This is a genomic window from Candidatus Rhodoblastus alkanivorans (assembly GCF_022760755.1).
GTDB classification, from domain to species: domain Bacteria; phylum Pseudomonadota; class Alphaproteobacteria; order Rhizobiales; family Beijerinckiaceae; genus Rhodoblastus; species Rhodoblastus alkanivorans.
The window spans coordinates 1,296,582-1,310,195 of the sequence record NZ_JAIVFP010000001.1 but is presented as its reverse complement, the minus strand read 5'-3'; the positions used below and the strand labels follow the sequence as shown (position 1 = coordinate 1,310,195).

Annotated in this window: 15 protein-coding genes, 1 tRNA gene and 1 pseudogene; 10 read left to right on the top strand and 7 right to left on the bottom strand. The window is 56.9% G+C overall.

The annotated features are described in order from the left end of the window. The first annotated feature begins 16 nt into the window (after positions 1-16). Positions 17-472, top strand: a complete 456-nt coding sequence (locus K2U94_RS06000; protein ID WP_243066335.1) for an ion channel — start codon at positions 17-19, stop codon at positions 470-472. Here K2U94_RS06000 and K2U94_RS05995 read toward each other — a convergent pair. Continuing rightward, positions 469-1,727, bottom strand: a protein-coding gene (locus K2U94_RS05995) for an IS3 family transposase (protein WP_243065398.1) whose coding sequence is annotated in 2 segments (ribosomal slippage) — positions 469-1,388 and positions 1,388-1,727 — 1,260 coding nt in all. Because the reading frame shifts where the segments join, the coding sequence is not laid out codon by codon here. The genes K2U94_RS06000 and K2U94_RS05995 overlap by 4 nt on opposite strands. A gap of 100 nt (positions 1,728-1,827) precedes the next feature. Here K2U94_RS05995 and K2U94_RS05990 point away from each other — a divergent pair. The 4 genes from K2U94_RS05990 to K2U94_RS05975 all read left to right on the top strand — a co-directional run bounded on the left by K2U94_RS05990 (position 1,828) and on the right by K2U94_RS05975 (position 5,140). Further along, positions 1,828-2,604: an IS5 family transposase gene (locus tag K2U94_RS05990; protein ID WP_272884845.1), complete on the top strand. Its 777-nt coding sequence runs from the start codon at positions 1,828-1,830 to the stop codon at positions 2,602-2,604. A 143-nt stretch (positions 2,605-2,747) separates the two neighbouring features. After that, positions 2,748-3,197, top strand: coding sequence for a Ros/MucR family transcriptional regulator (locus K2U94_RS05985; RefSeq protein WP_243066333.1), 450 nt, complete (start codon positions 2,748-2,750; stop codon positions 3,195-3,197). A 179-nt stretch (positions 3,198-3,376) separates the two neighbouring features. Further along, the gene (locus tag K2U94_RS05980; RefSeq protein WP_243066332.1) at positions 3,377-3,694 is read left to right on the top strand and encodes a hypothetical protein; all 318 of its coding nucleotides are present in this window, start codon (positions 3,377-3,379) and stop codon (positions 3,692-3,694) included. A gap of 843 nt (positions 3,695-4,537) precedes the next feature. Then, a complete protein-coding gene (locus K2U94_RS05975; RefSeq protein WP_272884844.1) occupies positions 4,538-5,140 on the top strand; it encodes an alpha/beta hydrolase family protein in 603 nt (200 codons plus the stop codon). A 69-nt stretch (positions 5,141-5,209) separates the two neighbouring features. Here K2U94_RS05975 and K2U94_RS05970 read toward each other — a convergent pair whose 3' ends face one another. Then, on the bottom strand, positions 5,210-5,572 hold the full coding sequence (locus K2U94_RS05970; RefSeq protein WP_243066330.1) for a hypothetical protein: 363 nt from the start codon (positions 5,570-5,572) through the stop codon (positions 5,210-5,212). After that, the gene (locus tag K2U94_RS05965; RefSeq protein WP_243066329.1) at positions 5,542-5,934 is read right to left on the bottom strand and encodes a hypothetical protein; all 393 of its coding nucleotides are present in this window, start codon (positions 5,932-5,934) and stop codon (positions 5,542-5,544) included. The genes K2U94_RS05970 and K2U94_RS05965 overlap by 31 nt, the downstream gene beginning before the upstream one ends. A gap of 91 nt (positions 5,935-6,025) precedes the next feature. Here K2U94_RS05965 and K2U94_RS05960 point away from each other — a divergent pair, with 91 nt between their 5' ends. Further along, complete coding sequence (locus tag K2U94_RS05960) at positions 6,026-6,688, top strand: SOS response-associated peptidase (protein WP_243066328.1); 663 nt, start codon at positions 6,026-6,028, stop codon at positions 6,686-6,688. Positions 6,689-6,729: 41 nt separating this feature from the next. Here K2U94_RS05960 and K2U94_RS05955 read toward each other — a convergent pair. The 3 genes and pseudogenes from K2U94_RS05955 to K2U94_RS05945 all read right to left on the bottom strand — a co-directional run. Then, positions 6,730-7,484, bottom strand: a pseudogene (locus K2U94_RS05955) (IS5 family transposase); the annotation flags it as partial. Positions 7,485-8,642: 1,158 nt separating this feature from the next. Beyond that, positions 8,643-8,861, bottom strand: coding sequence for a hypothetical protein (locus K2U94_RS05950; RefSeq protein WP_243066327.1), 219 nt, complete (start codon positions 8,859-8,861; stop codon positions 8,643-8,645). A gap of 65 nt (positions 8,862-8,926) precedes the next feature. Then, the gene (locus K2U94_RS05945; protein WP_243066326.1) at positions 8,927-9,304 is read right to left on the bottom strand and encodes a hypothetical protein; all 378 of its coding nucleotides are present in this window, start codon (positions 9,302-9,304) and stop codon (positions 8,927-8,929) included. A 357-nt stretch (positions 9,305-9,661) separates the two neighbouring features. Here K2U94_RS05945 and K2U94_RS05940 point away from each other — a divergent pair, with 357 nt between their 5' ends. The 4 genes from K2U94_RS05940 to K2U94_RS05925 all read left to right on the top strand — a co-directional run bounded on the left by K2U94_RS05940 (position 9,662) and on the right by K2U94_RS05925 (position 12,959). Next, a complete protein-coding gene (locus K2U94_RS05940) occupies positions 9,662-9,955 on the top strand; it encodes a GYD domain-containing protein (protein WP_243066325.1) in 294 nt (97 codons plus the stop codon). 227 nt (positions 9,956-10,182) lie between these two features. Continuing rightward, on the top strand, positions 10,183-10,944 hold the full coding sequence (locus tag K2U94_RS05935; RefSeq protein WP_243066324.1) for an acetoacetate decarboxylase family protein: 762 nt from the start codon (positions 10,183-10,185) through the stop codon (positions 10,942-10,944). Positions 10,945-11,224: 280 nt separating this feature from the next. Then, positions 11,225-12,594 (top strand): IS3 family transposase gene (locus K2U94_RS05930; RefSeq protein ID WP_243065816.1). Its coding sequence is split into 2 segments (ribosomal slippage): positions 11,225-11,561 and positions 11,561-12,594, totalling 1,371 coding nucleotides; the frame shifts between segments, so codons are not numbered across the junction. 273 nt (positions 12,595-12,867) lie between these two features. Then, positions 12,868-12,959: transfer RNA gene (locus K2U94_RS05925), tRNA-Ser, on the top strand. A 107-nt stretch (positions 12,960-13,066) separates the two neighbouring features. On the opposite strand, the gene K2U94_RS05920 is transcribed toward K2U94_RS05925, so the two are convergent. Continuing rightward, on the bottom strand, positions 13,067-13,525 hold the full coding sequence (locus K2U94_RS05920; protein WP_243066323.1) for an EVE domain-containing protein: 459 nt from the start codon (positions 13,523-13,525) through the stop codon (positions 13,067-13,069). Positions 13,526-13,614: the final 89 nt, after the last annotated feature.

Genomic DNA, 13,614 nt, shown 5'->3' with positions numbered 1-13,614 from the left:
GAGGATCAGGAGGATATTGATCGGCATCATTTTTAATTACGTCGAGCTTATCATGTGGTTTTCAGTTATATATTTTCAAATTGCACTTACGTCGTCGTGCCAATTTAGCGACCATATTTCATCGGCGAGTCAGGCATTTAACGTGAGTTACAGCACAATGACAACAATTGGCTACGGAAAATACACGCCGAATTCAATGCTTTCTGAGCTTATATCATTTTTTCAGGTTATAACTGCCATGCTGATGTTGACATTGGTAGTTGGCGCCCTTCTCGCGTTATTAACGCGCGACGAAAGCTCAGTCGCAACTTCGACGAGCACAAATTTAGAAAACGCATCGTGGTCTCTACCGATAGCTATTTTCGGAATTTGCTTGACCGTATCCTATTTTTTCTTTGGTATAACCTATTGCGATATTATTCAAACTGATGTCCGTCTGCCATTCGCCGCACCAACTGTTGTAGCCCCTTAAGTTTCGGACAGACACTCTCCGGCTTCGGCGGCCAAGCGATCCGCGATGAACTCGCGGGGTGAACGATAGCCAAGCGCGCGATGCGGATGGCGTGTGTTGTAATGCTCGAACCACGACGGCAGCAAGCGGATCACGGTTTCGGCGTCCGGCAGTGGCGACACGCGCGCGTAATCGCGTTTGATCGTGCGGACGAAGGCTTCGGCCATTCCATTCGATTGGGGGCTTTCGACCGGCGTGGTCAGCGGCTCAAGGCCGATTTCGCGGGCAAAATGTTTCGTGTCGCCAGCGATGTAGCAAGACCCGTTGTCGGTCAGCCATTCGATCGGGCTGGGCAGGCGATTGACCGGGCCAAAGCGATATTCGACGGCGCTGACCATCAGGTCGCGGATGTCCTCGCCCTTGACGCCCGCCGTCGTGGCGACATGGCCGAGGGCTTCCCGGTCGCAGCAATCAAGCGCGAAGGCGACGCGGACTTTTTCGGCATTGTCGCAAGCGATCTCGAAGCCGTCGGAACACCAACGCAGGTTGGAGCGCAGAACGGCGATCTTGCCGTCATGCCGGCGGTTTTCGCCGCCGCCGGCATGACGTTGAAGCAACAGGCCGTGCGCCCTCATCACCCGATAAACCCGCTTGCGGTTGACCGGCGCCGCGCCCTCGGCGCGTCTTTTGCGGCGCAGGTCGGCCCACACGCGGGCGTAGCCCCAGGACGGCTGTTCGGCGATGATCCCCTTGATCTCGCAGAGCAGATCGTCTTCCGGCAGGGGCGGTCGGCCCATGCGTTTGGCCGCGCCGCCGGCAATGCGCGCGGCGACATTCGAGCGGGCGACGCCGAGGGTTTCGCAGACGGCCTTCATCGCGAACCGTCCCGTGGATTGAGCGTCGGCAGCGACAACGACCGCAACATCCGTTTTTTTGAGCCTACGGCGACTTCAAGCGCCTCTTTGAGGATTTCGGCCTCCATCGACTTCTTGCCGAGCAGGCGCTGCAGTTCGCGCACCTGGTCGACCAAAGCCCTGTAGGCGGACGCCGGAACGACGTCCTCCTCGGCCTGCGTCGCGGTCAGGGCGCCTTGGTTCGCCAGCCGCCGCCAGGTGAACAGCTGATTGGGGGCGATGCCGTGACGGCGCGCGACAAGGCTAACCGTCATGCCCGGCTCCATCGTCTCGGCAATGATCGCCAATTTCTCCGCCGACGTGCGCCGACGCCGTCGTTCTCGGCCCGGCAGGACCTCACTCTTCGGATTGTCACCAGTCATAAACACCACATTACTCCTACCTCTTAGCGAAGTGGGAGTGCCTGTCCGGCGACTTACGGGGCTATTTCATGAAGTCATTCGGGCGCGCTATTCAAGCGATATGTCGGAGGCCGAACTGGCGCTGATTTCGCCGCTGTTGCCGCCGCCCAAACGGCGCGGACGCAAGCCGACAGATGCCCAGATCATTCTCAACGCCTTGTTTTATTTGATCCGCTGCGGCTGCCCATGGCGATATCTGCCGAAGGATTTTCCGCCGTTCACGACCGTGCAAAACCGCTTCTACGCGTGGCGCGACAGCGGCGTGTGGGCGCAAATCATCAGCGTTCTCGTGATGGACGCCCGCGAAGCGGAAAGCCGTGAGGCCGCGCCGACGGCTGTCGTCGTCGACAGCCAATCTGTCAAGACGACGGAAGCCGGCGGCCCCCGTGGTTTCGATGCGGGCAAGAAGGTCAAGGGGCGCAAGCGCCATCTCGCCGTCGACACGATCGGTCTGCCCATCGAATGCCAGATCACGACCGCCGACGTGCAGGACCGCGACGCTCTCGCGCCGTTGCTGAAGGCCGTGCATCGCAAGAGCCCGTGGGTGAAAATGTCCTTCGTCGACGGGGGTTATCAGGGTGATGAAGCCAAGCGCGCAGCCTTCGAGGCGAGCCGCATTTCCATCACCGTCGTCAAGCGAACCGATAAAGAGGTGAAAGGATTTACGGTGCTGCCGAAACGCTGGGTCGTCGAAAGGACGCTCGGTTGGATCAATCGCGCGCGCCGTCTGTCAAAAGACTTCGAGGCGACCATCGAATCCGCCCTCGCGTGGCTGCAATTGGCCCTGGCTTTCCTTCTCATGCGAAGGCTGGCGAGGGCAAAAGCCAGTCAGAATTGAAATTCGAGTCGGGTTCTAAGCGTTCATTGAAGAAAACTTGATTATAGCCGATATCGGACGAATAGGCGCTTTCGTTTGCGCATTCTGATTGCTTCTATACAAGCTCCGATTGGAGCCAAACAACTGAAATCCATGAGGACCAAGTGGCCGAATCCAACGAGATTGAACTCGCCGCCGTCATTATCTCGGCGTATGTGAGCAAAAATGCCGTTCCTCCGGCTGATCTTCCGGGCCTGATCGCCGAAGTCCATGGCGCTCTTGTTCGTATTTCCGCTGGCGCCGATCCGGTGGTGGCCGAGGCCCCCAAACCAGCGGTTCCGATAAAAAAATCAGTTTTTCCTGATTTCATCGTCTGTTTGGAAGACGGCAAGAAATTCAAATCCTTGAAACGACATCTGAGCACCGATCACGATATGACGCCTGAGCAGTATCGCGAGAAATGGGGCTTGGCGCCTGACTACCCAATGGTGGCGCCGAACTATGCGGCGCAAAGGTCGGCATTGGCGAAGTCCATGGGACTCGGCCAGCAGCGCAGGGGTAAGGCCGCAGTCGTGGCTGAAAAGCCGTCCAAGGTCGCCCGGAAGCCTGCATAAGCGGTTAAGGCGGTAAACGATCCCGCCAGCGGGTGAAACCGAACGATGGCTGGCGTCGATTCACGCCTTGATCCGGGCGATTGGCGCCGTCTTTGCTTTCTCGGAAATGTCAACTTCTGAACGGTGGTCGGACTTTACGACGTCGGGGGTGTCAAAAATCCTTTTCAGCAACCCGCTATATGGCGAAAAAAATCCAAAGAATGTGGGTCACGCCGGGAGTGAATATCGTGATTTCCATGCGGGAGTGCGCCGAATTCGCGGGTCTTGCGCCTGACGAAGTAGCGACGGACGTCGCCGTGTCCAAACGACATACCGCATTGCTCGCGAGTTATCTGCTGAACATCCATCGGGGCGCTGTGAATGTGCGCCAGATGATCATCGTCGATCTGCGTGGCTTTCTCGATCTTGGTGTGCGCGACAAAGCTTCGGATGCGTTGGTCGTGCTGAGAATGTTTCTGGTGGCTCACCCAAATGCGCGCCGGGCGCCCGCCGGTTAGCGAAAGAGGCGGAATCGCCGTGTTCGGCGAATGCCAGCGCCGCGCTGACGGGCCAGCCGACCAATGATCGCCAAGCGAAGGATTGAGCCTCACTTAGAATTCCATTTAAGGTTCAGCCTCCGGTCAAGCTTGAACGTTGCAACGGCAAATATGCAACAGCGCCTCGTAATACCAAATATCGTGACTGAATTAGAATTACGGATTGGTGTTTTTGTGATATTAAATAGTTGTCCTCGCAGCGTGGGGAAGTGAAGAACGCGGCACGGCAGGGAGTCCGATTCTTCGCGAACTTTGGAAGTGTGTATTCTGCAACCTCTCGCAATCGCGCTCGACGTTGAGTCGAAAGCGAGAGCAAATGATTATTATTCCTCCCTATGACTAGACCTGCCCCGGCGGCCCTGCGCGTCGGGGGTCTTTTTTTTAGGGCGGCAGCATCGTTCGAAACTGTTGTAGAAAGTGTTTTGACGCCGCCGTTCGTCCAGTCAGTCACGTTCGGCGTTTCAGCCCCCCGCCGAAAGCCTTCAAAGTTGATGGACCCGCGCGTGCTCCTTCAAGAGCGCGTTCATTTCTTCGATGCACCCCTTGATCCGGTTGATTGTCGCCGTCTTCTCGTTTTCGGAAATATAAGATTCGGACGACGCTTCCCCGGATTGGAGCATTTTGAGTTGCCGCTGAAGCGTCGAGCGGATTTGTATCCAGTCCTCGACCAAGTCATGGATGACCGTCATCGGATCGTTCCCCGCGCTTGTTGTTAACCCGCCTGGGTTGCCGCCGGTTCCGTGAGCACTCAGAGTAGGTGTCTGATGAAACCGGGAGCAAGGCGAGAGGTCAAATCATTTCCAGATGCCGGGCCAAAACATTGCCTTCCTGCTCGCTCCCGGCGCCGGGGCGCCATCGTCGCACCCGCGCATGCAGATGTTCGCGCGTCTGTTGGGCAGGTTCGGATCAGTCCACCCGTTCGACTATCCCTATATGATCGAGGGTCGGAAAAGTCCGGACCGCCTGCCGCATCTGATCGAGGCCCATCGCGCCGCTCTCCATGCCTTGCGGCAAAATCACGCCGGGCCGATCATCCTTGTCGGGAAGAGCATGGGTGGGCGCGTCGGTTGTCACGTCGCACTCGTCGAGAAGGTGGCGGCGGTCGTCTGCCTCGGCTACCCGCTATGCGGTGGCGGCGATGTGTCCAAGCTGCGCGATCAGGTGCTGCTCGAACTCACGACTCCCGCGATGTTCGTTCAAGGGACGCGTGACCATCTCTGTCCGCTGCAAATCTTTGAGGACGTGCGTGGGCGCATGTCGGCGCCAACCAACATTCACGTTGTCGAGGGCGGCGACCATTCGCTGCTGGTTTCGAAGACGGCGCTCAAGGCGCGCGGCATCACGCAGGAGAACGTGGACCTCGGCGTTCTTGGCGCCATTGAGGATTTCGTTCGAAAGATGGCCTGATCGCGGCGTCGTTGGGGCGGTTGGGAGCGGGGCCTCGGTAGTTTCAACAGCTTGAATTTTGCCATCCGATCAATAATATAAGATAAAAATAAGAAAATCAAAAACAACCAAAATGGTCGGGGAGGACCGCTCATGTGCGATCTGCAAAATAATATTGACGTGGCCGCTGGGCACATAATTTGGATGAAGAATGTTATTGCGGAGTGGCGCATAATTGTTGCCGATCTTAGACGCGCAGGCTGTCGGACTGAGTGTGCGGAAAATACGCTTGAGGCGTTCATCAGCACGTTGATAGCTCTTGAGTTTTATGAGATGTGCTTGCGCGAAGAGATCAATAAGCAAGATGACCGACGTCGCGAAACGATTGCGGCCTAATCGCCGCGTCGGCGCGGCGGTTTGATTCAGCCGATGAACGCCACCACCGCCACCCATGCGCCGAAAATCGTGGCCGGGATCATGAGGAGGCGAAAGCGCGCTGGAGAGTTTAGGAATCTGTATGAGGCGATCAGCAACCGGGGCGGCATCGCCATTAGGACGACGCCCTTGATGAGCATCAGCCATCCCAGCACCGTCACGGCAATTGGCAGGGCGCCGCCCGACCAGACATTGTGGCCAATCACCACCGCGACCCCAGCGGCCATTGTGAAGATGCCCGACATCAGCAGCAGGCCGGAATCCTCGGCCATCGAATTGGCCGCGTCCAAGGTCGCCTTGGGCCGGGCCATGCAAACGACGCAGGTGATGAGGTAGCTAAGGCCGAGGAACTTCCCGAGAAAAATCGTCAGGGGCGACATATTCGCTGATCCTTCGCGGCGGCGTTTCCCGAAGCGCGGTGGAAAGCGATGGCAGTTTGCCGCCAGCCGCTTCGCCCTCCATAATTTGCCGATGTGCAACCTGTATTCAATGACGAAGCCGCAAGCGGCGGTCCGAGCGACATTCCGCGTCACCCGCGACCTGACCGGCAACCTGCCGTCAATGACGGGCATCTTCCCGGACTATCCCGCGCCTATCGTCCGCGTGGCTGACGGCGACCGCGAATTGACGATGGCGCGGTGGGGGATGCCGTCGCCGGTTTTCGCGCTCAAGGGCCGGACGGCCGATCCGGGCGTCACCAACGTCCGGAATATCGCGTCGCCGCACTGGCGTCGATGGCTGGGCGTCGAATGCCGCTGCATCGTGCCCTTCACCTCCTTTTCGGAATATGAGGCTGGCCCCGACGGCAAAAAGGTCCCCGTCTGGTTCGCGCTCGACGATAGCCGCCCGCTGGCAGCCTTCGCGGGAATCTGGACAAACTGGACATCAGTGCGCAAGGCCAAGGAAGGCGAAGTCACCGCTGACATTTTCGCCTTTTTGACCACCGAAGCGAATGCGGACATCGCGCCAATTCATCCGAAGGCCATGCCAGTGATCCTGACCACCTACGAGGAAGTGGATATCTGGCTCAGGGCGCCGATGTCAGAAGCCAAGGCGTTGCAGAGACCGCTTGCGGATGGCGGGCTGCAAATTGTCTCGAAAGGAGCACGGCAGGATTCCGATGTCGAATCGTAAATTGGCGCGGCCTTGGTCGAACACATTAGGGTCCAGACACATAACCAGTAGCTGACGGCGGCGGCGATGCAAACGGCGGCGAGAAAATTCGTGGCGTTTCGGTCGTAGCGCGTCGCCACGCGCCGGAAGTCCTTCAGTCGGCAGAACATTCGCTCAATGGCGTTCCGGTTTCGATAGAGGAAGGGCGAGAAGCAATTTTTCCATTTGCGATTGGCCTTCGGCGGAATGTTCGGCATTGCGCCGCGCTCTTCGACCTGCCTTCGGATCGCATTCGTGTCATAACCCTTGTCGCCATGCAGGATTTCGCAGTCCGGAAGCCTCGCAAGCAGCGCCGCGCCCGCTGTGCAGTCGGCGACCTGGCCGCCCGTGAGGATGAAGGCGAGCGGCCGGCAGTGCGCATCGGTCAGCGCGTGGATTTTCGTCGTGCGTCCGCCGCGCGAGCGACCGATGGCCTGATTTTTCTCCCCCCTTTTCCGCCCGAGGCCGAGCGATGCGCCTTCACGGCGGAGGAGTCGATAAGAACCTCGGTGGGCGGATCGCCGGCTTGGGCAAGCGCCTGGAACAGATCGGACCAGACGCCCTTGGCGGCCCAGCGCACATAGCGGTTGTAGAGCGTTTTCTTCGGCCCATATTCGGGCGGCGCGTCGATCCAACGGCCGCCTGATTTCAACACATGGACGATCCCACTTATGACGCGCAGATCATCAACTCGCGGCTTGCCGCGCGTATCCGTGGGAAGATGCGGCGCAATCTTCAGAAACTGAGTGTCCGTCAGCCAAAATTGATCCCGATTCATCAGCGATTCCTCTCGGAATCCGTGAATCACAACGCCGCGATCATGCCAACCATTTTATGGGTCTGAACCCTAAAGGAGAACTACGCAACGCGTATTCACGCTCATTCAATCTGAAAAAAGGACGCAAATATCCATTAATGTATAGGAAGAAACCTTTCGAGGCCTTGCCTTCGGCAAGTCCTATTTCCTCACTCACTCAATTGGCTTTCTCACTTCGCTCGAAAGACCAATTTCGCTCCTTTCGGAAATGTTTTTTTCTCGAAATTTGAACAGCAATTTTTGAAAGCCTTCAGGCAATTTATATTCGAAACACTTGTGGTAATCGTTCGAAGTGCCTATCGCTTTATCCCCCCTTCGATAAGACAATGAAGAAAAGAAATAGGTCTTATCGAAAGGGAGGATGATATTGCTTTATTGGTTGACCTTGGGTCCAAACGTCCCGAATGGCAATCGTAGACTTCGTCACGTAGTGGTTTTATCCACTGCTGACGGTTTCCCTTGACCAGCATGTAGCGACGTATCCCGCCAGATTTCTCTGGCAAACGGTTATTAAAATTTTGTGGAAATGAAAGCTCAGATGAGAAAGCCAGTCTAACGACTTCACATCTGGTAGCATGGTCCAATCGTCAGGACCGAATGCTACTCTTTTATGGTAGTGCCTTTTTCTCAATCGCGATCCGCGTGAGACGGGGGCCGTTTAGGGAGACACCCGCATTTGGAGTTTGTCTCGATTCCGCCCGTGCGATCCGACTATCTCATTGCTCCCGGTCTGGCGGCTGACAGCGTTATCTGTCCTTGCCTAAATGTCCCGGTGCAGTTTCGCGGCAGGATGGCCGCTGTAAATCCGTGTCGGTTATGTTTTGTAGTATTATTTATCATATAAGATGGTCATATTGTGCCTCAATATTATTTTTGAGATGCTACGTCTATTTTTACTTCGCGCCTATTATCTACGTGACGCCCCGCTTCACTGCGCCGATGCGCCAAAATCCTAAGCAACAGTTTCGGCGTGACGAAGCGCCCATTTCCGGAACTTCTGGACGTCAAATGCCCAAAAGGCCCGCCGATCAACGCTTCAGCACTTCGACAATTTCTTGGAGTTCATCCGCAAGTTGGCCAACGCTGATTGCGATAGCGCCGCCCGACGAGGCCGACTGTTCATGACGGATCGGCAGACCCACGAAGCTTGAAAGGCAGGAGATTTCCCCGGACATAGCCGCGTGAGACGGCTGCCTCGGCGTCCAAGGCGATCTGCGTCAGGTCGTGAAGGAGCGCCCTGATAGCCTGCCTCGCGTCGCCACCAAACTCAGCGACGATTGCATCAATCTCTTCATCCGTGGCGTCGGCCACGTGTTCTCGCTCGGACGCTGCCGACATGATTCCGCTCCATCTGCACGAGAACATAAATGGAACATTATGCCGCCTTGGAGTCAAGGTCGCCATCAGTCGTCTGTGTGAGCAAGGAAAGCCGCCCGCGTCTGGCGCGATGAGAAGGTGATCTCAACGCATTCCGTCAATTCGACGCCCCCTCGATTCAGCAGAAATTGGCGGGAAACGAGGTTATCGGGCAAAATCCATACGATCCGCCCGTCCGGGTCCTCGACCATCCGCGCGTTTGGCCAAACGAGAACGAAAGCAATTTGGCTCTCGCGGTCGGTGAACCGCGCGATCCAGAATTGGATCAGGACGGACTCTGTATCGTTTATCAACGCGAGGGTTTCCTTGGCGCGCGCGTAGGTGCCGATAAACCAGTCGGTGAAGGACGTTTTTGTTTCTCGGTGCTGTGGTTTTCGTTCCTCGTATATTTCATTCGCAATCATTTTAAGCTCGTCCGCATAAAATATTATTTATCAATGCGGTGAGCATCTGAAATTAAATTAGATCACGATGTTTTATAGTTATGATTTGGCGTCGATCTGTTCGTGGGTCGGTTTAAGGTCGCGCCGTATCCAATAACCTTGATGCTGGGCGTAAAATTGGATGGATGAAGTTTGCGATTGGCGTGGCTATCACGGAATCGTGTTCCGTATACAAGCTTCAGAGTTGTATATTCAGAGCGCGAGACGTCTCTGGCCAACCGAAGGCATTAATTTAAAGAATAGACAGGAGATGTCTCCGTTTAAATGCGCTTCACATTAGCTGTTATGAGCCTAAGTTTTAAAATGTGGGAGGAGTCTATGTCTACATATATCACCGCCATGAATTGGACGGAACACGGACTGCGCGAAATTAATCATTCGCCCGAGCGTCTTGATGCAGCCAAAGCTCTCGCAAAGCAACTTGGTGGAGAAATGAAACAATTTTTCATGACCATGGGCGAATACGACATGGTTGCAATCAGTGAATTTCCTGACGACAAGGCGGCAGGGCAGTTTATGTTGCGGCTTTCGATGGCGGGTGCGGTAAGGGGCAAGACCCTCAAGGCGTTTCCTGAAACTGAGTATCGCGAAATCATGAAGTCGCTGGGATAACAAATCCTCTTATGGGCGGCCTGCAAGCCGCCCATCGGTCGGCGGATGAAAGAAGGTCTGGTTCCCGCCAGAAGCCTCCGTCATCCCGTGTCACCGCGAAGGCCGCCAGTCGGCCCGAAGCGGGCCTTGCTCGATGGCTCCAGCAAGCGAAGCAAGTCTTCGAACATGCGCGTGGTGAGGAAACAGGCGCAATCTTTCCCCGTTGAGACCGCTTTGGGAGACGTATGATGAGCGGCAAAGATATTTTCGCGGACGTTAAGCAAATGCCTTTTGCGACTTCGGCTGGACCGGTTGGCCTTCCAGTGCTTTACCGTGATGGCTCCATGCTGCTTATTGGGTATCGCATAGACCCCGCTGTCGCCAAGTCGGTGCTGGGAAACCTGCCACTTGAGCCGCTTGTCGTACTCGGCCGCGTTATCGTTCTGCTGATCCTTTTTGAATACCGCGATACGACAATTGGACCCTATAACGAAATTTGTCTCGGGGTTATGGCGCGGCGTCCGGGGACTTCGCCATCGTTATGGAGCCTCTTGAGCGATCTGCGGAAGGTAGAGGACGCAGCGTTATATGTAACCAACCTGCCTGTTACCACCAATGCGGCGCTGACCGGCGGCATAGAAATCTGGGGCTACCCAAAATATTTGACGGGCATCACGACCTCGTTCCGACCGGACGGCATCAGGGTCACTCTCGAAAATGAATTCGTTCTGACCCATTCGCCGGGTTTTGGTTTGGAGGTCCCCAGCATTCCCTTTGTTTCATTTACGGTGCTGAACAAGCGGCTGTTGCGGACCGTCGTCGAAGTTGACAGTCGCGTCCGGTTTGGCGGGGCCAACACCGTTCGCCTGACGATAACAGGGGACGGACCGACGGCCAAGACAATCAAGGCCTTGAGTCTCGATACAATCCGGCCAAGCTTCACGTTTCGCACTGATGCGCTGCATAGCGTGTTGCCTTCGGGTAAAGATATCGGCGCCGTCGCAATTTGAAATTGCCAACGGTTGTCCGTCGTCAGAAGATTTGAGACAATTCGCGACGCTCGGGAACGGAGGCTCTGGCTCACTGGGGTTAGATTTTACGCGGCCTGAGCGCGATGCTGCAAGCGGCGGTTTCGCATAGTCTGGCGTTTGATGTTTTCGCGTTCGAGCAGGATGGCGTCTCCGCGCCCGAAGTAGACGTCGGCTGTCCGGCGTCAGCGCGAGTGGGACAAAACAGGTCGTTTTGTGAGGGGAGGATTTCTGGCTCATCATAGCTGATCAAGGAGCGAAGATGAGACAGAAATCCGGACCGGCGAAGGCGCCGGCAGAAGCTGTTTTGAAGGATATCCGTCGGGCGACGCGGCGGCATTTCTCTGCCGAGGACAAGATCCGCATTGTGCTGGAAGGCTTGCGCGGCGAGGAAAGCATCGCCGAACTGTGCCGGCGCGAAGGCATCGCCACCTCGATGTATTACGGCTGGTCGAAGGAGTTCCTTGAAGCCGGCAAAAAGCGTCTGGCCGGCGACACGGCCCGCGCCGCCACCTCGGACGAGGTCAAGACGCTGCGCCGGGAGGCGCAAGCGCTGAAAGAGGTCGTGGCCGATCTCACCCTCGAAAACCGCCTGCTCAAAAAAAGCGTGATCGCGGATGGGGTCGAGGACCTGGAGGACGAGGCATGAGATATTCGCCCTCCGAAAAGTCCGAGATCATCCGCCTGGTTGAGGAGTCGCATCTTTCCGCATCGAAGACCCTGGAAAAACTCGGCATTCCCCGTTCGACCTTTTACCGCTGGGTCGAGCGGCTGCGAGCGGGCGGCCCCGAGGCTTTGGCCGATCGGCCGTCGCGCCCTGAGCGCAACTGGAACCGCATTCCCGAGGAGACGCGCCAGGCGATCGTGGCCATGGCGCTGGAGCAGCCGGAGCTCTCGCCCCGCGAACTCGCGGTGCGCTTCACCGACGAGGCGAAGTATTTTGTCTCGGAGGCCTCGGTCTACCGCCTGCTCAAGGCCCACGACCTCATCACCAGCCCGGCCTATATTGTCATCAAGGCCGCCAACGAGTTCAAGGACAAGACGACGGCGCCAAACCAGCAATGGCAGACCGATTTTACGTATCTCAAGATCACCGGCTGGGGCTGGTATTATCTGTCGACGATTCTCGACGACTACTCGCGTTTTATCGTGGCCTGGAAACTCTGCGCCACGATGAAGGCCGAGGACGTCACGGCGACGCTCGATCTCGCCCTCCAGGCGGCGAAGCTCGATCAGGTCGCGGTCGTTCATCGGCCGCGGCTGCTGTCGGACAATGGCGCGTCTTATATCGCCGAGGACCTCGCCAATTATCTCAAGGCCAAGGGCATGAGCCACGTGCGCGGCGCGCCCTATCACCCTCAGACACAGGGCAAAATCGAACGCTGGCATCAAACGCTCAAGAACCGCATCCTGCTGGAAAACTATTACCTGCCCGGCGAACTGGAGCAGCAGATCGCCGCCTTTGTCGACCACTACAATCATGGCCGCTACCATGAAAGTCTCGACAATCTAACGCCCGCCGACATCTACTTCGGGTTCGGGCGCGGAGACGCCATCCTGCTCGAACGCGAAAACATCAAACGCCAGACTATGCGAAACCGCCGCTTGCAGCATCGCGCTCAGGCCGCGTAAAATCTAACCCCAGTGAGCCAGAGCCTCCGTTCCCGAGCGTCGCGAATTGTCTCAAATCTTCTGACGACGGACAATTGGAACCGAACGCTGAATTTGTTGCCCCGCCTTTTGAGATATGTGTCGCCCCTTGCCATTGAACGAATCCCTGTGTATTTACCGCCCCGGAGCCGCAACGCTCCTGCCCATAGGGACGCCTGATAGGGAAATCTATAGGGACAGTATTAGGGACAATCAAGCCAGACAGAATGTCCTTAAGTAACAGATAGTTACGACGGAGAGGTGGCAGAGTCTGGCTTAACGCACCGCACTCGAAATGCGGCATACGGGCAACCGTATCGGGGGTTCGAATCCCTCCCTCTCCGCCATCCCGCCGATTGCCCTCTATGGCCCGATATTGCCGCCGATCATCGCACACCACCGTGCGGTATAGCGAACCAGACGGAAATCTTATCGAGATTTCCTCTTATCGCCGCTATGCGCTAGGTCGGCCTCGGGAAGCCTCGAATTCCGCCAGAATGCCCATGGCCTCCGCGATTCGGCGCATGTCCTCTTCGTGAAGCACCCGCTTCGGGCCGCGCATCACGATGCCCCAATTGGCATCGTGATCGCGTGTCAGCCGCAGATCGCCGAGAAGCGGCCTGATCGGAAATGCCCTGGCAGCCTTCAGATAGTCCACATCGACGCGGTACGGATTGAAGTCCATCGCCTGCTCGAAGCGGTATGGCGCGTCCGAGGTAACACGACCGATTGTCGTGAATGCCTGCACCGTCGCGCCTTCACCCATGCCCTCGCGCGGAGAGTAATAGACGATCCAGTCGCCTTTCTTGAGAGACTTCACGGCGATATGCTTGCCATGCCCGAGTTGAGCAAAGCCACCGTCACGGCCTCCGCGCGCGTGTTCCGCCGATGCAACACCCATCCAGAACGTCATGATCCAATCCCTCAGGCGCCGGTTGGGTGAATCTGCGCGAGGCCACGGAGGTCACGTCCGTCAAGGTGGTGGAAATTGTGGGGCGGTCG